Origin of the sequence: Mycobacteroides sp. H003, assembly GCF_001440135.1 — a bacterium.
GTDB lineage: Bacteria > Actinomycetota > Actinomycetes > Mycobacteriales > Mycobacteriaceae > Mycobacterium > Mycobacterium gwanakae.
Window position 1 is genome coordinate 913,128 of the sequence record NZ_LJYL01000009.1, and the last position, 22,539, is coordinate 935,666.

At 64.8% G+C, this 22,539-nt stretch carries 23 protein-coding genes; 15 read left to right on the top strand and 8 right to left on the bottom strand.

Going from position 1 to position 22,539, the window contains the following annotated elements; all coding sequences use genetic code 11:
• Positions 1–50: 50 nt before the first annotated feature.
• The gene (rpsT, locus tag AOT87_RS04815) at positions 51–311 is read right to left on the bottom strand and encodes a 30S ribosomal protein S20 (protein WP_030095153.1); all 261 of its coding nucleotides are present in this window, start codon (positions 309–311) and stop codon (positions 51–53) included.
• 244 nt (positions 312–555) lie between these two features.
• On the opposite strand from rpsT, the gene AOT87_RS04820 reads away from it, so the two are divergent.
• The 4 genes from AOT87_RS04820 (at position 556) to AOT87_RS04835 (ending at position 4,794) form a co-directional block, all read left to right on the top strand.
• On the top strand, positions 556–2,211 hold the full coding sequence (locus AOT87_RS04820) for a circularly permuted type 2 ATP-grasp protein (RefSeq protein WP_057969648.1): 1,656 nt from the start codon (positions 556–558) through the stop codon (positions 2,209–2,211).
• Complete coding sequence (locus AOT87_RS04825) at positions 2,211–3,188, top strand: alpha-E domain-containing protein (RefSeq protein WP_030095155.1); 978 nt, start codon at positions 2,211–2,213, stop codon at positions 3,186–3,188. Before AOT87_RS04820 ends, AOT87_RS04825 begins: the two co-directional genes overlap by 1 nt.
• Before the next feature lie 56 nt (positions 3,189–3,244).
• A complete protein-coding gene (locus AOT87_RS04830) occupies positions 3,245–4,084 on the top strand; it encodes a transglutaminase family protein (protein ID WP_057968536.1) in 840 nt (279 codons plus the stop codon).
• A 62-nt stretch (positions 4,085–4,146) separates the two neighbouring features.
• On the top strand, positions 4,147–4,794 hold the full coding sequence (locus AOT87_RS04835; protein WP_057968537.1) for a TetR/AcrR family transcriptional regulator: 648 nt from the start codon (positions 4,147–4,149) through the stop codon (positions 4,792–4,794).
• A 19-nt stretch (positions 4,795–4,813) separates the two neighbouring features.
• On the opposite strand, the gene AOT87_RS04840 is transcribed toward AOT87_RS04835, so the two are convergent.
• Entirely contained in the window at positions 4,814–5,413 is a 600-nt protein-coding gene (locus tag AOT87_RS04840) for a type II toxin-antitoxin system PemK/MazF family toxin (protein WP_030095158.1), read from the bottom strand.
• Positions 5,414–5,490: 77 nt separating this feature from the next.
• On the opposite strand from AOT87_RS04840, the gene lepA reads away from it, so the two are divergent.
• A complete protein-coding gene (gene lepA / locus AOT87_RS04845) occupies positions 5,491–7,344 on the top strand; it encodes a translation elongation factor 4 (RefSeq protein WP_057968562.1) in 1,854 nt (617 codons plus the stop codon).
• Positions 7,345–7,443: 99 nt separating this feature from the next.
• Here the strand turns inward: lepA and AOT87_RS04850 are convergent, their stop codons facing one another.
• Positions 7,444–8,208 (bottom strand): DUF899 domain-containing protein, encoded by a 765-nt coding sequence (locus tag AOT87_RS04850; protein WP_057968538.1) that lies wholly within the window; start codon positions 8,206–8,208, stop codon positions 7,444–7,446.
• Between the two features lie 55 nt (positions 8,209–8,263).
• Here AOT87_RS04850 and AOT87_RS04855 point away from each other — a divergent pair, with 55 nt between their 5' ends.
• From AOT87_RS04855 to AOT87_RS04875, 5 genes are read left to right on the top strand one after another with little or no spacing between them, the layout of a single operon-like run.
• Positions 8,264–9,274: a nitronate monooxygenase gene (locus AOT87_RS04855; RefSeq protein ID WP_070940426.1), complete on the top strand. Its 1,011-nt coding sequence runs from the start codon at positions 8,264–8,266 to the stop codon at positions 9,272–9,274.
• On the top strand, positions 9,271–9,453 hold the full coding sequence (locus tag AOT87_RS04860) for a hypothetical protein (RefSeq protein ID WP_030095162.1): 183 nt from the start codon (positions 9,271–9,273) through the stop codon (positions 9,451–9,453). Before AOT87_RS04855 ends, AOT87_RS04860 begins: the two co-directional genes overlap by 4 nt.
• A gap of 40 nt (positions 9,454–9,493) precedes the next feature.
• Positions 9,494–11,464: a glycoside hydrolase family 15 protein gene (locus AOT87_RS04865; RefSeq protein WP_057968539.1), complete on the top strand. Its 1,971-nt coding sequence runs from the start codon at positions 9,494–9,496 to the stop codon at positions 11,462–11,464.
• The gene (locus tag AOT87_RS04870; RefSeq protein ID WP_057968540.1) at positions 11,461–12,225 is read left to right on the top strand and encodes a hypothetical protein; all 765 of its coding nucleotides are present in this window, start codon (positions 11,461–11,463) and stop codon (positions 12,223–12,225) included. Before AOT87_RS04865 ends, AOT87_RS04870 begins: the two co-directional genes overlap by 4 nt.
• Positions 12,226–12,240: 15 nt before the next feature.
• Positions 12,241–13,026, top strand: coding sequence for a hypothetical protein (locus AOT87_RS04875; RefSeq protein WP_057968541.1), 786 nt, complete (start codon positions 12,241–12,243; stop codon positions 13,024–13,026).
• Here the strand turns inward: AOT87_RS04875 and AOT87_RS04880 are convergent.
• The 5 genes from AOT87_RS04880 to AOT87_RS04900 are packed head-to-tail and all read right to left on the bottom strand — an operon-like array spanning position 13,016 to position 17,893.
• On the bottom strand, positions 13,016–14,269 hold the full coding sequence (locus AOT87_RS04880) for an FAD-dependent oxidoreductase (protein WP_057968542.1): 1,254 nt from the start codon (positions 14,267–14,269) through the stop codon (positions 13,016–13,018). The two genes, AOT87_RS04875 and AOT87_RS04880, sit on opposite strands and share 11 nt — an antisense overlap.
• Positions 14,256–14,777 (bottom strand): hypothetical protein, encoded by a 522-nt coding sequence (locus tag AOT87_RS04885; RefSeq protein WP_057968543.1) that lies wholly within the window; start codon positions 14,775–14,777, stop codon positions 14,256–14,258. The genes AOT87_RS04880 and AOT87_RS04885 overlap by 14 nt, the downstream gene beginning before the upstream one ends.
• Positions 14,774–15,931: a hypothetical protein gene (locus tag AOT87_RS04890; RefSeq protein WP_057968544.1), complete on the bottom strand. Its 1,158-nt coding sequence runs from the start codon at positions 15,929–15,931 to the stop codon at positions 14,774–14,776. Before AOT87_RS04890 ends, AOT87_RS04885 begins: the two co-directional genes overlap by 4 nt.
• A 1-nt stretch (position 15,932) precedes the next feature.
• Positions 15,933–16,346 carry a hypothetical protein gene (locus AOT87_RS04895; RefSeq protein WP_057968545.1) on the bottom strand — a complete coding sequence of 138 codons (414 nt, stop codon included), beginning with the start codon at positions 16,344–16,346 and terminating at the stop codon, positions 15,933–15,935.
• Positions 16,343–17,893 carry a hypothetical protein gene (locus tag AOT87_RS04900; protein ID WP_057968546.1) on the bottom strand — a complete coding sequence of 517 codons (1,551 nt, stop codon included), beginning with the start codon at positions 17,891–17,893 and terminating at the stop codon, positions 16,343–16,345. Before AOT87_RS04900 ends, AOT87_RS04895 begins: the two co-directional genes overlap by 4 nt.
• Positions 17,894–17,953: 60 nt before the next feature.
• On the opposite strand from AOT87_RS04900, the gene AOT87_RS04905 reads away from it, so the two are divergent.
• The 5 genes from AOT87_RS04905 to AOT87_RS04925 all read left to right on the top strand — a co-directional run bounded on the left by AOT87_RS04905 (position 17,954) and on the right by AOT87_RS04925 (position 22,392).
• Positions 17,954–18,214: a hypothetical protein gene (locus tag AOT87_RS04905; RefSeq protein WP_057968547.1), complete on the top strand. Its 261-nt coding sequence runs from the start codon at positions 17,954–17,956 to the stop codon at positions 18,212–18,214.
• Positions 18,215–18,609: 395 nt separating this feature from the next.
• Positions 18,610–19,653 (top strand): sulfate ABC transporter substrate-binding protein, encoded by a 1,044-nt coding sequence (locus AOT87_RS04910; protein ID WP_057968548.1) that lies wholly within the window; start codon positions 18,610–18,612, stop codon positions 19,651–19,653.
• On the top strand, positions 19,650–20,546 hold the full coding sequence (gene cysT, locus AOT87_RS04915) for a sulfate ABC transporter permease subunit CysT (RefSeq protein WP_081343190.1): 897 nt from the start codon (positions 19,650–19,652) through the stop codon (positions 20,544–20,546). The genes AOT87_RS04910 and cysT overlap by 4 nt, the downstream gene beginning before the upstream one ends.
• Positions 20,543–21,358 carry a sulfate ABC transporter permease subunit CysW gene (gene cysW, locus AOT87_RS04920; RefSeq protein WP_030095174.1) on the top strand — a complete coding sequence of 272 codons (816 nt, stop codon included), beginning with the start codon at positions 20,543–20,545 and terminating at the stop codon, positions 21,356–21,358. Before cysT ends, cysW begins: the two co-directional genes overlap by 4 nt.
• Before the next feature lie 14 nt (positions 21,359–21,372).
• Positions 21,373–22,392, top strand: a complete 1,020-nt coding sequence (locus tag AOT87_RS04925) for a TOBE-like domain-containing protein (protein WP_057968549.1) — start codon at positions 21,373–21,375, stop codon at positions 22,390–22,392.
• Positions 22,393–22,539 lie beyond the last annotated feature (147 nt).

Sequence of the window (22,539 nt, forward strand, 5' to 3'; positions counted from 1 at the left end):
CGAAAAACGCCGAGCGCGCTCGCGCGCTCGGCGTTGATCGGAAAATTAGATCAGAGCTTGTTCAGAGCCAGGGCGAGCGCCGACTTCTTGTTGGCGGCCTGGTTCTTGTGGATGACACCCTTGGTGACGGCCTTGTCCAGCTTGCGGCTGGTCGAGACGAGCAGCTCGCCCGCCTTCTCCTTGTCACCCTCGGCGAGCGCGTCGCGGAAACCGCGGACGGCCGTGCGCAGGGATGACTTGGTCGCCTGGTTGCGCAACCGGGCACGCTCGTTGGTGCGGATGCGCTTTTCCTGCGACTTGATATTGGCCACGCGTCTAAGTCCTTCGGTAAATCGTCTGGTAGGGCGGCGGCCTCCAGATCATTGGACCCGGGGCAGCTGAGCAGCGCCGCAAGGGAAGAGACTACCAGGAGTCTGGCCGAAACCTGAAACCGGCGGGTGGCCGCACAACGCCAGATTGCGTCCAGGTATCCAGCAAGTATCGGCGATACGCGCGCACGCACTGCCGAATCCGGCGAGTTGGTGCAGCATAGGCAAGGTGAGCCTGCGAACAGTGATGCCGAACTCGGGGCGACCCACACGCACGGCGGCAACGCCACGGCTAACCCGGCGAGATGACCAGATATTCGGCGGTTACCGCGAACTGGTGTCCGAGAAGGGGGCTTACGCCAAGGCCTTCGACGAGATGTTCGACGCCGATGGCAACGTGCGCGGGCCGTATAAGGGGATCTACGCCGAGCTGGCGCCCACCGATGCCGCCGACCTTGCCGCGCGTGCCGACGCGCTGGGCAGAGCATTCATCGACCAGGGGATCACCTTCTCGCTGTCGGGGCAGGAACGCCCGTTTCCGCTGGACCTGGTGCCGCGCGTCATCGCCGCGGCCGAATGGTCACGGCTGGAGCGGGGCATCGCTCAGCGGGTCCGCGCACTGGAGATGTACCTGGCCGACATCTACGGCGATCAGGAGATCCTGCGAGACGGGGTGATCCCGCGCGCCCTGGTCACGTCCTGCGAGCACTTCCACCGCGAGGCCGCCGGAATCAATCCGCCCAACGGGGTGCGTATCCACGTCGCGGGTATCGACCTGGTGCGCGACGCGCAAGGCACCTTCCGGGTACTCGAAGACAATCTGCGGTCCCCGTCCGGGGTGTCGTACGTGATGGAGAACCGTCGCACCATGGCGCGGGTCTTCCCGGACCTGTTCGCCACCCACCGGGTGCGCGCGGTGGACGACTACTCCTCGCATCTGCTGCGTGCCCTGCGCAAGTCGGCGGCCACCAATGAGGCGGACCCGACCGTGGTGGTTCTCACACCGGGTGTCGCGAACTCGGCCTATTTCGAGCACTCCCTGCTGGCCCGCCAGATGGGTGTGGAGCTTGTCGAGGGACGCGACCTGTTCTGCCGCGACAACCAGGTCTACATGCGCACCACCGAGGGTGAGCGTCAGGTCGACGTCATCTACCGCCGCATCGACGACACCTTCCTGGACCCCATGCAGTTCCGTCCCGATTCGGTGCTCGGTGTCGCGGGTCTGCTCAACGCCGCACGCGCTGGGAACGTCGTCATCTCCAGCGCCGTCGGCAATGGAGTGGGCGACGACAAGCTCGTCTACACCTACGTGCCGACCATCATCGAGTACTACCTCGGCGAGAAACCCATAGTCGCGAACGTGGATACCTACCGATGTTGGCTCGACGACGAGCGCGAGGAAGTGCTTGACCGCATCGACGCGCTCGTCATCAAGCCGGTGGAGGGGTCCGGCGGGTACGGCATCGTCTTCGGCCCCGACGCCACCGAGAAGGAACGCGCCGCGATCGCCAAGAAGATCAGGGCTGACCCGCGTGGCTGGGTGGCCCAGCCCGTGGTCCAGTTGTCCACGGTGCCCACAAAGGTCGGCGACCAGCTGGTACCGCGCCACGTGGACCTGCGCCCATTCGCGGTCAATGACGGTGACGACGTCTGGGTGCTACCCGGTGGTCTCACCCGGGTGGCATTGCCGGAAGGCTCGCTGGTGGTCAACTCCAGTCAGGGTGGCGGCTCCAAGGACACCTGGGTGCTGGCCTCGCGGGCTTCTGTCGCCGAGCGTGAGCTCTCGGGGGCCGAGGTGGTCCCGGAGCTGCCGAAGGCGGCGGAGGTGGAACAGGGGCCCGAGGCGGCCACCGCGGGTCTGCAGGTGCAACAGCAGCAACAACAACAGCAGGTGATGTCCTAATGCTGGCGCGAAACGCGGAGTCGCTCTACTGGATTGGCCGATACGTCGAGCGTGCCGATGACACCGCGCGCATCCTCGATGTCACGGTGCACCAGCTGCTCGAGGATGCCAGCGTGGATCCCGATCATGCCTCCCGCGTGCTGCTGCGCGTGCTGGGCATCGACGCGCCGGACACCGTGCTCGATGTGTGGTCACTCACCGAGCTGGTCGCGTTCAGCAGGGGAGTGCAGGGTGGGTCGATCGTCGACTCCATCTCCGAGGCGCGTGAAAATGCGCGCGGCGCACGGGAAGTGACGTCCACCGAGATGTGGGAGTGCCTCAACACCACCTACAACGCGCTGGCCGATCGCGAGCGCGCCGCCCGCAGACTCGGACCCCACGAGTTCTTCACCTACGTGGAGGGGCGCGCCGCGCAATTCGCGGGGCTCGCCGACTCCACACTCAGCCGTGACGACGGGTACCGATTCCTGGTGCTGGGCCGGTCCATCGAGCGGGTGGATATGACGGTGCGGCTGCTGCTGTCCCGTGTTGGTGACCGTGCGTCCTCACCCGCCTGGGTCACGCTGTTGCGTAGCGCGGGCGCGCACGACACCTACCTGCGCACCTATCGCGGGGTCCTGGACGCGAGCCGGGTCGTCGAGTTCATGCTGCTGGACCGGCTGTTCCCGCGCTCGGTGTTCCACTCGCTGCGCCAGGCCGAGCTGAGCCTGGAGGAGCTGGATCACCAGCCGCACAGCCGAGTCGGTGCGCGTGCCGAGGCGCAGCGGTTGCTGGGACGGGCCCGCAGTGAGTTGGAGTTCATGCGTCCCGGAGTGCTGCTGGAGGATCTGCCGACACGACTGGCCGGCCTGCAACAGACCTGCCGGGAACTGGGTGAGGCGGTGGCGCTGCAGTACTTCCACGCCGCGCCGTGGGTGGCGTGGACCGATGCCGGTGGCCGCCACGATGTGGATCCCATTGAAGAAGGCGAGATCTGACGATGTGGCCCCCACCCGCGGGAGGTACCCCCAACGTGCGCGAAGAGGAGAAGTAGATGTGGCGCTTGCGAGTCGTCCACGCCACCGGTTACGCCTACAAGACGCCGGTGACCGCCTCCTACAACGAGGCGCGGCTGACACCGCGCAGTGACGGTCGCCAGAACGTCATTCTCAATCGCGTGGAGACGGTGCCGGCCACCCGCTCGTATCGGTACGTCGACTACTGGGGTACCGCCGTCACGACATTCGACCTGCACGCACCCCATACCGAACTGGAGGTGACAGGTCTGTCGGTGGTGGAGACCGATGTCGCGGAGAAGCCGGAGGAAACGGTGAGCTGGGATGACATCCACGCCGACGCCGTCATCGACCGATTCGACGAGTATCTGTCGCCCAGCGCGTACGTCCCACACAGCAAGAAGGTGCAGTCGGTGGGCAAGCGGATCGCCAAGGATGCCAGTCCCGCCGAGGCCATTGTCGCGGCATCGAAATGGGTGCACTCGGAGCTCGACTACGTGCCCGGAACCACCGGTGTGCATTCGTCGGCGCTGGATGCGTTGCGTGAGAGAAAAGGTGTATGCCAGGACTACGCGCACCTGACCTTGGTCCTGCTGCGCAGCATGGGGATCCCGGCGCGCTACGTCTCGGGATACCTGCACCCCAAGGGCGACGCGGCGGTGGGCGAGACGGTGGACGGACAGAGCCACGCCTGGATCCAGGGCTGGGCCGGCGCGTGGTGGGATTACGACCCCACCAATGACAGCGAGATCAACGAGCAGTACATCACCGTGGGCGTCGGCCGGGACTACTCGGACGTCAGCCCCCTCAAGGGCATCTACTCGGGGGGTGGCTCGACCGATTTGGACGTCGTGGTCGAAGTCACACGACTCGCCTAAACACCGCAGAAAAGCCAGTTATTGCACAGGTGTCTGGCAAGAAGAGTAATAATGCGTAGACCATGGTGACCAAACAAGCTACCGGGCTATACGGCGGACGAACGGCAGACGAGCGCCGCGCGGAGCGGAGGCGACGCCTTCTTGAGGCGGGGCTCGAGGTTATGGCCAGCTCCGGCTGGGCTGCGACAACGGTTCGGGAGATCTGCAAGACCGCCGGACTGAACACCCGTTACTTCTACGAGTGCTTCGACGGCCTCGACGAGCTACTGGTCGCCGTTTTCGACTGGATCATCGAGGACAGCATCGCCACCGCAGGGTCGGCGATGGCCGCTGCCGAGAAGGACTCACGCTCGCAGGTGCATGCCGGTGTCGTGGGTGCGGTGACCGCACTGACCGCCGATCCCCGGCGCGCCCGCGTGATCGCCACCGAGGCGATGGGCAGCCAGCGGCTCACTCGTCGCCGCATGCGGTTGACGCACTACATGGCGTTGATGCTCGGTGCCGCGCGCGCCGAGTTCGATCCGGATGCCGACCCCAACTACACCGCTGTGCAGGCCGAAGCCCTGGCTGCCGGTGTCGCGGGCACCGTGCTGGCATGGCTCGACGGACGGCTGCGTCTTGAGCGTGAAGAACTGGCTGAGTACACCGCACAGTTCGTTGACCAGGCCATGTTCACGCCGTCGCCGGTGCGCAACTCCGTAGAGCACTGAGCTGCGCTGATCGGTTCGATCAGCTCCAGGAGAAGTGCGTGCGCAGGCGCATCGCAACGATGTTGAATCGCTCCACGTCCAAAATGGCGCCCTCGCGCCGGATTCCTTCTTCGGGAACATCGAGCACGCGATCCAGGCGCACCCAGCTGGGGCGACCGTCGTAATCCCAGCTGCCGCTGCCGAGCGCCACCCAGTCCGGGTCGGTGTCGTGGCGCTCCTGGCTCGAGAGCATCAGGCCCAATAGCACCGAGCCATCCCGTCCCACCACGAGCACCGGACGATCCTTGCCCTGTGACGGGTCATCCTCATAGACCACCCAGGTCCAGACGATTTCGCCGGGATCGGCGCGACCGTCCAGGTCGGGCGTGTATTCGATGCGACGGGCCCGATGGGCCGTGGGCACGCTGCGGTTGGTGACCGGACGCCCCGGAATGGCGGTCTGCTGCTCTGTCTCCACGACGCCGATCGCTTCCAGCCCGCGCTGCAGCCCCCGCTGAACGAATTCCGACCCCTGTAGTTGCCGCAGCACCTTCGGGCCTTCGCGGAACACGACTTGTTCAAGAGTGTCCACCGCGATCTTCCCGAGCTTCCGCCCGAGCGTCTGCCACTGTGACGCCATGCTGCGAGCATACTGACCGGTAGTCCCTCACGACGTGTGTGTCAGGAGCATGGCGCGCGGCATGGGAGCATGGTGCCGTGCCAAGTTTTGCCGACACGACGTTCACGGACCCGGCGCTTATCCGTAACTTCTGCATCATCGCCCATATCGACCACGGGAAGTCGACCCTGGCCGACCGGATGCTGCAGTTGACGGGCGTGGTCGATGAGCGGTCCATGCGTGCCCAGTATCTGGACCGCATGGATATCGAGCGTGAGCGCGGCATCACCATCAAGGCACAGAATGTGCGGCTGCCCTGGCAGCTCAAGGGCGAGAACGGGCCCGAGGACTATGTCCTGCACCTCATCGATACCCCCGGGCACGTGGACTTCACCTACGAGGTCTCGCGGGCGCTGGAGGCGTGCGAGGGCGCGGTGCTGCTCGTGGACGCCGCGCAGGGCATCGAGGCGCAGACGCTGGCCAACCTGTACCTGGCACTGGACAAGGACCTGACCATCATTCCGGTCCTCAACAAGATTGACTTGCCCGCGGCCGACCCCGAGCGCTACTCCGAGGAGATCGCGCACATCATCGGCTGCGAGCCCTCCGATGTGCTGCGGGTCTCCGGCAAGACCGGCGAGGGCGTCGAGGCACTGCTGAACGAGGTGGTGCGGCTCATTCCTGCGCCACAGGGTGATCCGGATGCTCCGGCGCGCGCGATGATCTTCGACTCGGTGTACGACATCTACCGGGGCGTCGTCACCTACGTCCGCGTCGTCGACGGCAAGATCACCCCGCGCGAGAAGATCGCGATGATGTCAACGGGCGCCACCCATGAGCTGCTGGAGGTGGGCATCGTCTCACCCGACCCCAAACCCTCTGCGGGCCTTGGGGTGGGCGAGGTGGGCTACCTGATCACCGGCGTGAAGGACGTGCGCCAATCCAAGGTCGGTGACACCGTCACCTCTGCGCGCAAGGGTGCGACCGAACCGCTCACCGGTTATCGCGAACCGCGGCCGATGGTGTACTCCGGGTTGTATCCGGTGGACGGATCCGACTACCCGAATCTTCGTGAGGCGCTGGACAAGCTGCAGCTCAACGACGCGGCGCTCACCTATGAGCCGGAGACGTCGGTGGCGCTGGGCTTCGGATTCCGTTGCGGCTTCCTGGGATTGCTCCACATGGAGATCACCCGTGAGCGGCTGGAACGTGAGTTCAACCTCGACCTGATCTCGACCGCACCCAACGTGGTGTACCGCGTGGTCAAGGAGGACGGCACCGAAATGATGGTGACCAACCCGTCCATCTGGCCCGAGGGCAAGATCCGTTCGGTGTTCGAGCCCGTCGTCAAGACGACTGTCATCGCACCGAGCGAGTTCATCGGTTCGATCATGGAGCTGTGCCAGTCACGACGCGGTGAACTCGGCGGCATGGATTACCTCTCGCCGGAGCGTGTCGAGCTGCGTTACACAATGCCGTTGGGCGAGATCATCTTCGACTTCTTCGACTCGCTGAAATCGCGCACTCGCGGCTACGCCAGCCTGGACTACGAAGAGGCCGGCGAGCAGGAAGCCGACCTGGTCAAGGTCGACATCCTGCTGCAGGGTGAGGCGGTCGACGCGTTCAGTGCCATCGTGCACAAGGACGGCGCCTCGGCGTACGGCAACAAGATGACCGTCAAGCTCAAGGAGCTCATTCCGCGCCAGCAGTTCGAAGTGCCGGTGCAAGCCGCTGTTGGCTCGAGAATCATTGCGCGTGAGAACATTCGGGCCATCCGTAAGGACGTGCTCTCCAAGTGCTACGGCGGTGACATCACCCGTAAGCGCAAGCTGCTGGAGAAGCAGAAGGAGGGCAAGAAGCGCATGAAGACCATTGGACGGGTCGAGGTGCCACAGGAGGCCTTCGTGGCGGCGCTGTCCACCGAGTCCACGGCGGACAAACCGAAGAAGTAGTCCTGGCGCAGGCTTCTCGCGGAGGGTGACCCAACCTCGCCGAGTGTGCGAATAGTGTCGATATTTCCGTGAATTTCGACCGTATCGGCACACTCGGGCTCAGTGCTCGCAGTCCTGACTCGGCATCCCGACGACGGCCCCGCCCTGCGGCCAGCCCGCGGGCGATTCCTCCCACGGCTCCTGACGCCCATACGGTGTCAGGTCCAAGAACGGATACCCGACCGCGGAATGATCCAGCCCGCGCGCGAAGGCCGAATAGGTGTGAAATAGCTCGGCTCCACGGCGCAGGAAGACACTGGCGCCGGGCCAATCCCCGCGCAGGTCTTCCTCGCTGAATCCGTCGGCGTGTAACTCCTCGAGCGACTTGTAGTTGTACTCGATCGGCGCGCGCGACGGGTCGAGCGTGACGTGGAAGTCGTAGCTGAAATCGCCGTCGTTGGTGGAGTACCACGGGAACGTCCACCCGTGTTCGTCGCGGTAACGGGCGATGCTGGCATACGGCGCACGGGACACGCAGGCGAAGGTGACGCCCTTGTCGGTCAACAACGCGCGATCTCGTTCGGTGAACGTCATATCGGCCGCGCCGGTGCAGCTGGGGCATCCGCGGTCGGCGGCGTCGATCCACATGAAATGGTGGATGTACAGGGTGTGACGGCCCTCGAACATGTCCAGCAGCCGCACCGGCCCGTCAGGGCCTTCGAAGAGGTAGTCCTTCTCGACTTTCACCATGGGAAGGCGTCGGCGTTCGGCATTGACGGCATCGCGCAGATGGGTGACCTCGCGCTCGCGGGCCAGCAGTTGCTTGCGGGCCGTCAGCCATTCCTCGCGGGTGACGGCGGTGGGATAGGCGGATGAGGTTGTCATACCGATACCGACCCACCCCGGCCGGAAAACTCATCGCGTCGATACGCTGAGCGGCATGAGTACCGTGCTTGCCGGGCTTCGTCTTCCAGTCGTCGGCGCCCCGATGGCCGGCGGTATCACCGTTCCCGCGGTGGCGCGCGGGGTGAGTGCGGCCGGCGGTTTCGGTCTGTTGCCTGCGGGGTACCGCAGCGTCGAGCAGCTGGACCAGGACCGCGAGGCGATGGGCGGTCTTCCCTTCGGTTTCAACGTCTTCGTTCCCACGCCAGACCGCGGGGCCGACCTGGGTGAGTACCTGGACAAGCTGAAGATCTGGGCCGACAAACTCGAGGTGGCTCCGGGCGATCCGGTCTGGCACGACGACGCGTATGCCGACAAGATCGAGTATCTGGTGGCCAATCCTGTCCCGGTGGTGTCGTTCACGTTTGGCGTGCCGTCCGCGCAGGACGCGCACCGGCTGCGCGAGGCCGGATCCGAGGTGTGGATCACCGTCACCAGTGCCGTCGAGGCCACGATCGCCGAAGGCATCGGTGCCGACGCGTTGGTTGTCCAGGGCCCCGAGGCCGGCGGTCACCGCAGCAGTTTCGATGCCGGTGCCCCCGAAGAACCGCTGGCCGATCTGATCGCGAACGTGCGGGCGGTCACCGCGTTACCGCTGGTGGCAGCGGGCGGAATCATGGACGGCGCCGACATCGCCCGGGTACTCGCCGCGGGAGCCTCGGCCGCCCAGTTGGGCACCGCGCTGGTGGTCACCGACGAGTCGGGTGCCAAACAGGTCTACAAAGACGCCCTGCTGCAACCGGCCGAAACGGTGGTGACGCGGGTCTTCTCGGGCCGTCCGGCGCGAAGCATCTCGAATGCGTTCCAGCGGGATATGGAATCGGTTGCCCCGGTGAGCTTCCCGGCGCTGAACTCGGCGACCAAGGAGCTGCGGGCAAGCGGAGATCCGGACGTGATGTCGCTGTGGGCTGGCACCGAACATCATCGGGCCCGGGCCCTGCCGGTGGCGGAACTGATGTCGGTATTGGCCGGCGAACTGGACGCGGCACGGGGTCAGGAGACGGCATGAAACCGACCACCCTGATCTGGACCGCACTTGTCGCCGCATGCCTGCTAGTCGGCATCGACCTGGTGATCTACCTGGCAGGTCCGCGTAGCGGAGGGTCCACCGGTGTCCTTGTGTCGCTCTTGGTGTTCAACCTGCTGCTCTTCGGTGGACTCGGCATCTACCTGCTTCGCAGGCGCTAATGAGCCGGGCGGGTAGCCAGATCGCACCTACGATGGTCGGATGGTGTCGTCTCTTGATCCCGAGCTGTCGCTAGAAGGACTGCTTTCCAGTCAGTCTCCTGTTCAGCGGCGCGGCCCGTTTCCGCCCATCGCCGACTACGCATTTCTCTCGGATTGGGAGAACACCTGCCTGATCGCCGCCAACGGATCGGTGGAGTGGATGTGCGTTCCGCGGCCGGATTCGCCGAGCATCTTCGGGGCGATCCTTGATCGTGGGGCGGGGCATTTCCGGATCGCGCCATACGGGCACAACGTGCCGGCCTCGCGCCGCTACCTGCCGGGCAGCCTGATGGTGGAAACCACGTGGCAGACCAAGACCGGATGGCTGACCGTCCGCGACGCGTTGGTGCTGGGGCCCTGGCACGACGTCGATTCCCGGTCGAAAACCCATAAGCGCACCCCGACGGATTGGGATGCCGAGCACATCTTGCTACGCACCGTGCGCTGTGTGAGCGGGACGGTCGAAGTGCTCATGAACTGCGAGCCCGCGTTCGACTATCACCGTGAGGGTGCCACCTGGGAGTACTCCGGCGACGGCTACGGCGAGGCGACCTGCCGGGCCACCAAGAACCCCGACGCCAATCCGACGCTGAAGCTGACCACGAATCTTCGGCTGGGGCTGGAGGGCCGGGAAGCGCGTGCTCGCACTCGGCTCACCGAGGGCGATAACGTGTTCGTCGCGTTGAGCTGGTCCAAACACCCTGTGCCGCAGACATATGCGGAGGCTGCCGACAAAATGTGGAAGACTGCTGAGGCCTGGCGGCAATGGATCAACATCGGCGAATTTCCCGACCATCCGTGGCGCTCGTACCTGCAGAGCAGTGCGCTGGTCCTCAAGGGCCTGGCGTACTCGCCGACCGGCGCGCTGCTGGCGGCCTCGACCACATCGCTACCGGAAACTCCTGGGGGAGTCCGTAACTGGGACTATCGCTACTCGTGGGTGAGAGACTCCACCTTCGCGCTGTGGGGTCTCTACACGCTGGGTCTGGACCGTGAGGCCGACGACTTCTTCTCATTCATCGCCGATGCTTCGGGTGCGAACAATGGCGAGAAACATCCGCTGCAGGTCATGTACGGCGTGGGTGGCGAACGCACCCTGACCGAGGGGGAGCTGCCCCACCTGTCCGGGTACGACGGGGCGCGACCGGTGCGCATTGGTAACGGTGCCTTTGATCAGATCCAGCACGACATCTGGGGCACCATGCTCGATTCGGTGTACGTGCACGCCAGGTCGCGGGAGCAGATTCCCGCGACGCTGTGGCCGATCCTGAAGAACCAGGCCGAAGAGGCGGCACGGCATTGGCGTGAGCCCGACCGTGGCATCTGGGAAGTACGCGGGGAGCCGCAGCATTTCACCTCGTCCAAGATCATGTGTTGGGTCGCTATGGACCGCGGCGCGAAACTTGCCGAAATGCATGGTGAAAAGAGTTATGCCCAGCAGTGGCGTGCTGTCGCCGACGAGATCAAGGACGACATCCTGGAGAATGGCGTCGATGAACGCGGGGTGTTGGTACAGCGTTACGGCTCAACGGCTTTGGATGCCTCGCTGCTGCTCGCGGTGCTGAACCGTTTCCTGCCCTCCGACGATCCGCGGATTCGGGCGACGGTGCTGGCGATCGCCGATGAGCTGACCCATGACGGCCTGGTGCTGCGTTACCGGGTGGAGGAGACCGACGACGGACTCTCGGGTGAGGAAGGAACCTTCACCATCTGTTCGTTCTGGCTGGTGTCGGCGTTGGTGGAGATCGGTGAGGTACGCCGGGCTCGCCACCTGTGCGAGCGACTGCTGTCCTTCGCCAGCCCACTGCAGCTCTACGCCGAGGAGATCGACCCGCGCACCGGTCGGCATCTGGGCAACTTCCCGCAGGCCTTCACCCACCTGGCCTTGATCAATGCGGTCGTGCACGTCATCCGGGCCGAGGAGGAAGCGGACGTGAGCGGCACCTTCCAGCCCGCGAACGCGCCCACGTGAGCATCCGGGGCGCCGCCGCGGTCGCTGTGGTGATGTGTGTGGTCGCGTCCGGATGCGGACGCGCCGCCGATCCGGATGCGCAGGCTCCTACCACAACCGAGTCTTCCTTGGGGACAACGTCATCGGCGACTCCGGCGAGCCCCGCCCCGGCCTTTGGATACACGCCGGTGTTGGAGCCGGTCAAGGGTGCCGAGGGGATGGTGACCTATGACGTGCCACTGCCGCAGCTCTCCGGCGGAGTACCCGCCGTCCGCGATCGATTCAACGACGGGATGCGCAGCGCGCTGCGTGATGTGATCGACACGTTGTCCGGTCCCGCCAAGAGCCAGCAGGTATCGATCAGCGAGGGCGATATCGGTCCTGAGCGGGAGCGCACTCGTGTCGCGATGATCGGACCGCACGTGGTGGCGGGCATCCAGGTGTATCTCTGGTACGCGGGCGGTGCACATCCGAATCAGTCGGTCTCGACGTTCGTCGTCAACAGCGATACCGCGCAACCGATTACCTATGACGATCTGTTCCCCAACCAATATGCCGCCCTGGAACGGCTGCGGCAGGTGCTACCCGATCTGGACCCGACCGCGCGGGTGCGCCAGGAGACCGTCAACGGGCGGCTCGAACAATGGATACCCGTGCCGGCCGGGTTGCGGTTCTACGTTCCGGTGTCACATGCTGCCGGTGATTTCGTTCCGATTACCGTGCCGTGGGAAAAGATTCGTGATCAGGTGGCGCCTGAAATCATTCCGGTGCTGAGCCAGTAACAAGGGGGGCGGCTTGTGAGATGTGGTCTTGCGTTGATGCTGGTGGTGACCTGCGGCGTGGCTGTCGGTTGCCTCAAACCACCCGACCAACCCACGCAGACGCTCGAGGCTCCGCCGTCCACCACGACCCCATCCACACCGGTTGTGTCCGTTACCCCGGCGCAAGCGCCGCCGACCGCGAAGCCTGCCTTCGGTTTTAGTCCCGCGCTGGAGCAGGAGAGCGGAAAGCAAGGCAAGGTCGATTACAACGTCAAACTGCCTCAGGTCACCGGCGATAAGGCCGGTGCCCGAGACCGATTCAACGACGGCATGCGCGTGGCGCTCAAAGACGTCGTGCGCAGCCTGGACGATCCGAAGGCGGCGAAGCCCGCGACAGTGGGTGACGGGCAGCTGCAGGCGGGGGAATCGAGTCGGGTCGTGTTCATCGGTCCGCATGTGTTGTCGGGAGTCGCCGTGTTCCTTTCGAACAGCGGCGGCCCGTACCCCAGCAACAGGGTCGCGACCATCACGATCAACACCGATACGGCGCAGCCGATCATGTTCGGCGATGTGTTCGCGGACCAGGGGGCGGCACGGGAGCAGTTACGGAAGTTGGTTCAGGAGCTTGGGCCGCCCGATCGGATCAAGGCGGCCGGGGATATGAAGTCTGAGCAGTTTTTGCATTGGCTTCCCGTACCTACCGGACTGACCTTCTATGTCTCCGTTCCCCACGTCGCCGGAGATTATGTGCCGGTTACCGTGCCGTGGGCGAAGATTCGCGATCGGGTGGCTCCCGGGATGCAGACGATTCTTAGCCAGTAGGCGGACGCCGCGCGAAATCCGGTGCGTGTTCGGGCAGCGGCCCGATCGCCACCCCGTAGGCGGGAACTGCCTGTAGCCATGGATATTTGGCGGCAACGGACAACACCGATGCCACTCTGCTGCTGGGAGTGATGGTGGTGTTCGACCCCACTGCCGAGAACACTCGCCGGTGAACGGCGCGCTGCACCCGCTGGATCAGTGCGGTGGGGGCCCACCGGCGCAGCTGTACCTTGCGAAGATCGGCGGTGGTCAGAGATCCGGTGCGCAGCGGCTCGGCAAGGATGCGGGCAGTCGCCACCGCGTCGGCGATCGCGAGGTTGATACCGACCCCGCCGACGGGAGACATGGCGTGGGCGGCATCGCCGATGAACAGTAGGCCTTCGCGATACCACTTGCGAAGTCTGTTGAGCTGTACATCAAGCAGTTTCACGTCATCCCAGGTGGTGATGGCATCGGTGCGGTCAGCCAGCCACGGCACCATTTCGGCGATTCGGTCGCGCAACACCTGCACGTCGCCGCTGCGCATCTGCGAGTCGGTGCCCTTTCCGATCAGATACCCGCACTGGAAATAGTCGCCACGATCGAGCATCACCATGAATCGGTTGGTACCCACCCGGGCGCGTGGTCCCTGAGGGTCGTCGGGATGCTTGGGAAGGCGGAACCACCAGACGTCGATGGGCACACCGAACTGCCGCGGCCGCATGCCCGCGGCGGCGCGCAGTACCGACCCGCGACCGTCGCAGGCCACTGTCAGGTCCGCCTTGAGCTGCCCGGTTTCTCCTGTAGCGGTGCGATATTCGACGCCGGTGATGCGGTCGCCGGCGCGCAGGAGCCCGGTCACCTCGGTGCTGCGGAGCAAGGTGAAGGTGGGCTCGGTGGCCGCGGCACTGGCCAGCATCTCCAGGAAGTCCCATTGGGGTGCCATCGCGATGTGTTTGTGCGGTCCCGGAAGTCGGTTGAGATCGCCCAGGCGATATGTCTGCTCCCCGAGGTCGACGGTGACTTGCTCGACCAAGTTGTGGGGCATGGCCGCGAATTTCGGGCCGAGCCCCAGTTCATCCAGCAGATTTAGTGTGCTGGCGTGCACCGTGTCTCCACGGAAGTCGCGCAGGAAATCGGGATGCTTCTCGAGCACCGTGACGTCGACTCCGCCGCGTGCGAGCAGCAGCGCCAGCATCATTCCGGCCGGTCCGCCGCCGGCGATAGCGCAGGTGGTGCTTTGCGAGGGTTCAGGTTTGGTCACGAGTTCTCCTCCACGCCACGATCAAAACTGCTGCCAACGCGAACACCGGTATCAACGAGACGATCCAACTCAGGGCCAGCGGTGGTCCCGGTTGGGGCAGCACCTCCAGATCAAGGATGCCCTGCCCGGTCCCCTGTGGTCCGGTGATATCGAAGATGAACTGGTGACGGCCTTCTTCCTGCAGTGCCCGGACATCCAGCCCCCAGACCTCCCGCTTGCGCGGATGGCGTGCCAGCCGTTCGGCATGCCCTTGCTTCCCTTCGGGCGACACAATGGTGAGCGTGCCCGATTTATCGGCGATCCCGCCGGCGGGGATGAACGTGAAGTCCAGTGATTGCATGGCGCGCAGCGGCCAGGTCGAGAACCCGACGGTCAGGGGATAGGGGCCGACGGTGACCTGTTCGGTGTGCACCACATTTACGGGTGCGTAGGCGTTGGCAGGGACGCTAAGGCCCAGGGACAGGCCGATAACTGTGATGAGTGACAACAGGATTCGAATGTGTCTCACGCGGCTACCTCCGCAGTCTCGACATCGCTTCCGGGCACCCGCAACATCAGTGCGATGCGCTGCGCCAGAAATCCGGCGAGTGCGCCCAACACCAGTCCCGCCACACCGACGGTGACGTAGTTGCTCACGGTTTCGGTGCCCTGCCGATACAGCATTGCGCCCTGCAGCAGATAGCCCATGCCCGCCACCGAACCCAGGATCGCGCCGATGACGGTGGTCGGCCACCGCTGCCATTTCCGGTCCCCGGCCAGGTGCAGCATCCCTGCGGCGAGTACTGCGAAGATCGCGAGGAACATGGGCATCATTCCCGGGATTGTGGGTGGTCCGCCCCAGAGATCGTCGCGCAACGGCAACCCGACTGCCGCGGCGTATTCGTGTGCGGCCCAGGGAGAAAACCACCAGAAGATGGCTTGAATGGCACCCATGATCACCGCGACCCCGAGCGGCGCCAGCGTCGAGCGTACGACGCCCGCGATGAGCAGCAGCACGAGCGGAACGATGAACGCCGAGCCCAGCGAAATCGGGTTGAAATCGAACTTGAAGAGGAACAGCGCCGTGAATGGAATGGCAGTCATCGCCGCCACCAGTGAGGCTTGGGCCATCAAACCCACCACACCCCAACGGAATCGGCGTGCCGCCGCAAAGGTCACGATACTGCCGAGGTCGGTGACGGTTCCGGACACGAACAATGCGAAATGTGGGGGAGAGGCCAGGACGGCGTCGAACCCGTAGACCGTGTGCCACCACAGATCCAACAGCCCGTACATGAGAAACGAGGCCGCGCCGCAGCCGGAGAGCAGGAAGCCCAGGGGAGCGGTGAATCTGCCCCCGAACACCCGGATCGGTACGCCGCCCACCCAGCGGGGTACTTTCTCACCCCCGCGCTGTGCGGCCGTGACCATCAAAACCATGACGAGGCTGGTGATTCCGCCGATCGCGCTACCCGAGTACAGGAACAGATGTGGCAGCGTGAAGAACGTATCGGGACCCACATCGTCGTGCCATTCGACATCCCAGGTGGTCCCCACCGCGCCTACCACGCTGCCCAGCAGCACGCCGTAGGCACCCAATGGCGCGTACTTCTCGATGACGGCGTGGGTGATCCGCGGCGTCTGTTCGGCGCCGGTGCCTGCGGTGCTCGTCTCGGCGTTCATGTCAACCTCCACTCACCCATAGTGGCATCGTCGTGCGTTCATCGGGATCGCCGGAGGGTGGCGAGACGGTCACGATGATGTCCCAGGGTCCCGCCATCGACAGCATCACCTGGTCGAACTTCGTGCGGCCCGATATCACCTCGCGCAGCGGCGGCATGGCGTGGCCCATCAGTGGCATCGCCAATTCAACTGATACCGATTGAGATTCGGGGTAACCGTCATCCTCTCTTTTGGTGATGGCGACTTCCAGAGCGGTCATCCCGACGCGGGGGTTATCCACCGTCACGGCGACGACATAGTGCTCGGTACCCGAGTGCAGCGTGACGGTCTCGGGGGCGCTGGGCCAGGCAATCCACGCCAGCCCCAGCACGGCGGCAACGATCAGCGCGAGCCCTGCCCACACCCGACGGGTCATGAGATGTCCAGTCGTACTGGGATCGTCAACACCCGGTAGTCGCGCTGTGCCTGAATCCAGGCGAGGTATCGGCCGGGTTTGGGAAACGTAAAGGTGAACGGCACGTCCGGGCCGAAGGCGGCCACTGTCTCGTCGGGTGGACTGTCACCGTTGAGCGGTGGCGCCCCCACCATGGGTGGCATCGCATCATCTTGCGTGGGCACATGGCCGGTGCTGTGGTCCATGCCGGGCATGTCGGTACCGCCGTGACCGCCCATGGAATGAGCGTGGGCCCAGACCGCCGAATCCTGCACCGCTGTGCCGAGTTCACCGGCGGGAACATCGCGCGGGATGGGGCCGGCGATCACCAGATGGCCGAGCATGCCCAGCCACGGTTGCAGAACGGGATCGACCCCGATGGTGACCGAGAGCGTTGTCGGCCGTCCCGCACGCAGTCCGGCGGCGTTCACGTGCACATGCTGCCCGTCGAGCATGCGCATACCGGGACCCTCGAATGGCGCCGGAGCCGTGGGTTTTCCGCCACGTGACGTCAGTCCACCCGGCAGGCGCACCGTCTGTACGCCACCCCCGCGCCGCACGAACTCTGCCGAGACCGCGTACCTGCCGGCCACCTCGGGTGACAACTGCACCGAATAGCGTCCCGGTGCAACCCTTATCGGATGTAGGTGAGATAGCCGCCCATCCGGGGCTACCACCAGCAGATGGATCAACGCGCTGTCGTGGATGACAAGGTCATCGGCGGGCAGTCCGGTCGCGGTGTCGATCAGGGAGAACTCGATGTCCGTCGTGCGTCCCGAATCCACGTCCGGCCGTTCGGCGATGAGCGTGGCCGAAGGCCGCGAATAGTCGGTGACCGCGGGGCGGTCAAGGCGGTAGGGGTTCGCGGCGTTGTCGACAGTGGGATCGCGTTGCGGGCCCGGCTCGGGCGGTGGCGGGGCGGACGTGGACAGCACCGCCGCAGTGATGGCGATCGCCAGGGCCGTCACGGTCGCGGTCACGGGCACCGCGATCCATATCCCGCGGTGCACCCGGGTCGCGACCACCAGCGAGACCACCAGCAGCAGTCCGGTGGCCGCCAGCCCCAGATAGGCCACCCGCTCGGGTGGCGACATCGCCTGACCGACCAGGACCAACGGGATCCGGGCGGTGTGGACACCGTCACTGATGGTGAGGTCGGTGGGCCCTGGGCGGTCCACGTCGAGAGTCGCGCCGTACGGGCCGGGTTTCTCACCGAGCACGACCAGCGCCGTTGCGGTGGGCACACCCGGCGCGGGCTGGTATTCATCGGTGCTGGCGCCCGTGGGCACGAGCTGCACGCGCAGTGGACCGGCCGCGGTGCCCCGGTGAGCGATCAGATCGACACGTAGCGGGCCGGGAATGCTGGTCACCCGGCGGGCCACCACGGTGAGCTCGCGGTCACCCAGGCTCTGTGCGACCTGCACGTCCGCGCCCGCGACGGCGGAGTCCGCCGCCGCGATGTGGGCCCCGCTGAACAGTGCGGAGAATGCGAGCACCAAGAACAGGCACTTCGCGCGCAAATGACTCATCGGTATCCAGTCTGCCCTGCGCCGAAAGGCCCGCGGCATGGTCCGCCTAAACTGGCCCGCGTGAACAGCGACAGCGTGATCGGCCTCCTGAGTTGGTGGGACGGCGTGGAGCTGTGGCTCAGCGGACGCGGGTTCATCCTTCAAACAATCATCGTGATGCCGGTTGTGCTGGTGCTGGCTTACGCGATGGCCGTGGCCGGTGACAAGGTCTTGTTTCTGCTGCTCAGCCTGTCGAATCGACTCGGTCGGTGGTACCGGGCCGCGCGTCGCCACGCCGCGGAAAATCGGGTAGCCCCGGCCACCCAGGCGGACCTTTCATGAGCGGCATGCCGCAGTCGCGCGTCACGTTGGCGCTGGTTGCGCTGGCCGTTCTGGTCATAGTCGCCTGGCTGTTGAGCCGGTAGTTACTGACTGTTGACGCAATAGTGCTTCTACCTGCCGATTCAGCCGTAAAGACGGCATTAAGGGGCTCTGCTACGCTTCCGCTCATGCATTCCGCCGCCCGGGGTAACCGCGTGCGCCACATCCTGGCGCTCATTGCGGTCGGTACTTGCGCGGTCGCTGACGTTCACTGTTGTCGCTAGACCCATCCCGTCCGCGGTTTGGTGTCGGTAGCGGCTAGTTTGAAGCCCACTGGCTGTTTCGCTGCCTTTCTGTCGTCACGGGATTCCATGAGATATCTGTCCCAGGTAATCGTCATCCCACGAAAGGTCCTCATGCTCAAGATCGCGAAGACGGTAGGTGCCCGCCGGTGGCACCACATCGGAGTTCTTGCCACAGCGGCAACAGTTCTCGCCGCCTGCGGTGGGGGATCCAGTGATGTCGCCGGGGGCGAGTCGCATTCCGATGCCGACACCACCTTGACTCTCGTCGCCTATGCGGTGCCGGAGCCAGGCTGGAAGAAGATCATTCCGGCATTCGCGAACACCGCCGAGGGTAAGGGTGTCGCGGTCACTACTTCTTACGGTGCGTCCGGCGATCAGTCCAGGGCCGTGGTCGACGGTAAGCCGGCCGACATCGTCAACTTCTCGGTGGAGCCCGATGTGAGCCGCTTGGTCAAGGCGGGCAAGGTTTCCGAGGATTGGAATGCAGACGCCACCAAGGGTGTGCCGTTCGGCTCGGTCGTTTCTCTGGTGGTGCGCAAGGGCAACCCGAAGAACATCAAGGACTGGGATGACCTGCTTCAGCCTGGTATCACGGTCATCACGCCCAGCCCGTTGAGCTCGGGCTCGGCCAAGTGGAACCTGCTGGCTCCCTATGCGGCCAAGAGCAATGGCGGCCGCGATGAGCAGGCGGGCATCGACTACGTCAGCAAGCTCGTCGGCGAGCACATCAAGCAGCGTCCCGGTTCCGGGCGCGAGGCCACCGACGTCTTCCTGCAGGGCAGCGGTGACGTGTTGATCAGCTACGAGAACGAGGCCATCAACGTCGAACGTCAGGGCAAGGACGTCGAGCACGTCAACCCGCCGCAGACGTTCAAGATCGAGAACCCGGTCGCCGTGGTCAAGGGCAGCGCACACCAGGACAAGGTGAACGCCCTGAAGAACTTCCTGTACACCCCGGAGGCGCAGAAGCTCTGGGCTGAGGCAGGTTTCCGCCCCGTCGATCCGGCCGTTACGGCAGAATTCGCCAAGGACTTCCCGACGCCTGAGAAGCTGTGGACCATCGCCGAGCTGGGTGGCTGGAAGACAGTTGACCCCGCGTTGTTCGACAAGGAAAACGGCAGCATCACAAAGATCTACAAGAAGGCCACCGGATGACAGCGACCGAACAATCGACGGAACCGGCCTCCGAGCCGAAATCGTCTGCCCGGCCCGACCGTAAGGTCGGTGCCGGGCAGACGGGGGGATTGTTGACTCGCCGCTACGGCAGCACCTCGCTGCGGGTCGGTGCGGCATCGATCTGGCTCAGCATCATCGTGCTGCTACCCCTGGCCGCAATTGTCTGGCAGTCGGCCGGTGGCGGATGGACCGCGTTCTGGAACGCGATCACCTCCAATGCCGCGGTGAGCTCGTTCAAGGTGACCCTGGGGGTCTCCTTCGGGGTGGCCGTCATCAACCTGTTCTTCGGGCTGTTGGTGGCCTGGGTGCTGACTCGTGACGACTTCCCGGGCAAGCGGCTGGTTGACGCCGTGATCGACCTGCCCTTCGCGTTGCCGACGATCGTGGCGAGTCTGGTGATGCTCGCGCTGTACGGCCCGGGCAGCCCGGTAGGCATCCACATCCAACACACCAAGTGGGGTATCGGGATTGCGCTGCTGTTCGTCACCCTGCCGTTCGTGGTGCGGTCCGTGCAGCCGGTCCTCTTGGAACTCGACCAGTCCGTTGAGGAGGCCGCCGCTTCTCTAGGGGCCGACAACTGGACGATCTTCCGCGCGGTGATCCTTCCGGCACTGCTCCCGTCGCTGTTATCGGGTGCGGGACTGGCGTTCTCGCGCGCTATCGGCGAATACGGTTCGGTGGTGCTGATCGGCGGTGCGGTGCCCGGCGAGACGGAGGTGTCCTCGCAGTGGATCAGGACGCTCATCGAGAACGACGACCGCACCGGTGCCGCGGCGATCTCGATTGTGCTGCTGATCATTTCGTTTCTCGTGTTGTTTGTCCTACGCACCATTGGTTCGCGTGCGGCCAAGCGAGAGGAGCTGGCGCAGTGACGCCGTCACCGCTCGTCAAATATGTGGCCCGCTATGCGGCGCTGCTGTATATCGGCATCCTGGTGATCGTTCCGGTGGGCCTCATTTTGTGGCGCACGTTCGAGCCCGGAGTCGGTGCGTTCTTCGAGTCGATCGCCACCCCCGCCGCGATATCGGCTTTGCAGCTGTCGCTGCTGGTGGTCGCGATTGTGGTGCCGCTCAACGTCATCTTCGGCATTCCCACGGCGCTGGTTCTGGCGCGGAACAAGTTCCGCGGTAAGGCCGTGCTGCAGGCGATCATCGACCTTCCGTTCGCCGTCTCACCCGTGGTGGTGGGTGTCGCGCTGATCCTGTTGTGGGGATCGGCGGGCGTCTTCGGGTTTGTCGAGAACGATTTCGGACTCAAGGTCATCTTTGGGTTCCCGGGAATCGTGCTCGCCAGCATCTTCGTCACGATTCCGTTCATCATTCGTGAGGTCGAGCCGGTGCTGCATGAGCTGGGCACCGAGCAGGAAGAGGCCGCTGCCACGCTGGGAGCCACTGCGTGGCAGACGTTCTGGCGTATCACGTTGCCGTCGATTCGCTGGGGGTTGACCTACGGCATCGTGCTCACCATCGCGCGCACGCTCGGTGAGTACGGCGCGGTGATCATGGTGTCCTCGAACCTGCCGGGGACGTCGCAGACCCTGACCCTGCTCGTGTCCGATCGTCATCAGCGCGGTGCCGAGTACGGCGCCTATGCCATCTCGGCGCTACTGATGGCTGTTGCGGTGATCGTCCTGGTAGTCCAGGTCGTCATCGATGCGCGACGAGCAAAAGCCAATAGCGAATAGCAAGGAGCCACAGAATGACTGACGCGATTACCGTTCGCGGCGCGAACAAGCATTACGGCGACTTCGCCGCGCTGGACAACATCGACTTCGAGGTGCCGTCGGGTTCGCTGACCGCGCTGCTGGGCCCCAGTGGTTCGGGCAAGTCGACGTTGTTGCGGGCCATCGCCGGGCTGGACCAGCCCGATACCGGCACCATCACCATCAACGGGCGTGATGTCACCGGCGTGCCGCCGCAGCGGCGCGGCATCGGTTTCGTGTTCCAGCATTACGCCGCCTTCAAGCACCTGACCGTGCGTGAAAACGTCGGGTTCGGACTAAAGATTCGCAAGAAGTCGAAGGCCGAGATCAAGGAAAAGGTCGACAACCTGCTGGAAGTGGTGGGGCTGGCAGGTTTTCACACCCGTTACCCCAACCAGCTCTCCGGTGGTCAACGTCAACGCATGGCGCTGGCCCGAGCGCTTGCCGTCGATCCGGAAGTGCTGCTCCTGGATGAGCCGTTCGGTGCGCTCGATGCCAAGGTGCGCGAGGACCTGCGGGCCTGGCTGCGCCGGCTACACGAGGAAGTACACGTCACCACGGTGCTGGTGACCCATGACCAGGCCGAGGCCCTCGATGTCGCGGACCGGATCGCGGTGCTCAACAAGGGGCGCATTGAGCAGGTGGGTTCTCCTGACGACCTGTACGACCGTCCAGCGAACAGCTTCGTGATGTCCTTCCTGGGGCCGGTGGCCAAGCTGAACGGAATCCTGGTGCGCCCGCACGATATTCGTGTGGGTCGCAACGCTGACCTCTCCCGCGCCGCGGCGGAGGGCACCGGCGAGACCACCGGGGTGACGAAGGCGACGGTGGGACGCGTCGTGCACCTCGGTTTCGAGGTGCGGGTCGAGTTGACCAGTGCCGCGACCGGGGAACAGTTCACCGCACAGATCACCCGCGGAGACGCGGAGGCACTCGGGCTACACGAAGGTGACCAGGTATATGTACGCGTCACTCGCGTCCCCGATCTGGGTGATCTGTCCGAGGTCGCGTCCTAGGGCGTCGTCTCTGCTGCATTGTGAGGACACCGGCAAGTGTCCGGCTGTGAAGCGAAATATGCCGGTCTGTCCGCGGTACGTGCCATCGTGCTGTGATGGCGGAAATTTTCGGCCGTTCACAGCCAATGTGGCCCACTACAACGGCTT

What these genes read in the sequence shown, in the direction of transcription:
- AOT87_RS04820 (WP_057969648.1), top strand. Translation starts at nt 556, where the DNA reads ATGCCGAACTCGGGGCGACCCACACGCACGGCGGCAACGCCACGGCTA.
- AOT87_RS04825 (WP_030095155.1), top strand. Translation starts at nt 2,211, where the DNA reads ATGCTGGCGCGAAACGCGGAGTCGCTCTACTGGATTGGCCGATACGTC.
- AOT87_RS04830 (WP_057968536.1), top strand. Translation starts at nt 3,245, where the DNA reads ATGTGGCGCTTGCGAGTCGTCCACGCCACCGGTTACGCCTACAAGACG.
- AOT87_RS04835 (WP_057968537.1), top strand. Translation starts at nt 4,147, where the DNA reads ATGGTGACCAAACAAGCTACCGGGCTATACGGCGGACGAACGGCAGAC.
- AOT87_RS04840 (WP_030095158.1), bottom strand. Translation starts at nt 5,413, where the DNA reads ATGGCGTCACAGTGGCAGACGCTCGGGCGGAAGCTCGGGAAGATCGCG.
- AOT87_RS04850 (WP_057968538.1), bottom strand. Translation starts at nt 8,208, where the DNA reads ATGACAACCTCATCCGCCTATCCCACCGCCGTCACCCGCGAGGAATGG.
- AOT87_RS04855 (WP_070940426.1), top strand. Translation starts at nt 8,264, where the DNA reads ATGAGTACCGTGCTTGCCGGGCTTCGTCTTCCAGTCGTCGGCGCCCCG.
- AOT87_RS04860 (WP_030095162.1), top strand. Translation starts at nt 9,271, where the DNA reads ATGAAACCGACCACCCTGATCTGGACCGCACTTGTCGCCGCATGCCTG.
- AOT87_RS04865 (WP_057968539.1), top strand. Translation starts at nt 9,494, where the DNA reads ATGGTGTCGTCTCTTGATCCCGAGCTGTCGCTAGAAGGACTGCTTTCC.
- AOT87_RS04890 (WP_057968544.1), bottom strand. Translation starts at nt 15,931, where the DNA reads ATGAACGCCGAGACGAGCACCGCAGGCACCGGCGCCGAACAGACGCCG.
- AOT87_RS04895 (WP_057968545.1), bottom strand. Translation starts at nt 16,346, where the DNA reads ATGACCCGTCGGGTGTGGGCAGGGCTCGCGCTGATCGTTGCCGCCGTG.
- AOT87_RS04900 (WP_057968546.1), bottom strand. Translation starts at nt 17,893, where the DNA reads ATGAGTCATTTGCGCGCGAAGTGCCTGTTCTTGGTGCTCGCATTCTCC.
- AOT87_RS04910 (WP_057968548.1), top strand. Translation starts at nt 18,610, where the DNA reads ATGCTCAAGATCGCGAAGACGGTAGGTGCCCGCCGGTGGCACCACATC.
- cysT (WP_081343190.1), top strand. Translation starts at nt 19,650, where the DNA reads ATGACAGCGACCGAACAATCGACGGAACCGGCCTCCGAGCCGAAATCG.
- AOT87_RS04925 (WP_057968549.1), top strand. Translation starts at nt 21,373, where the DNA reads ATGACTGACGCGATTACCGTTCGCGGCGCGAACAAGCATTACGGCGAC.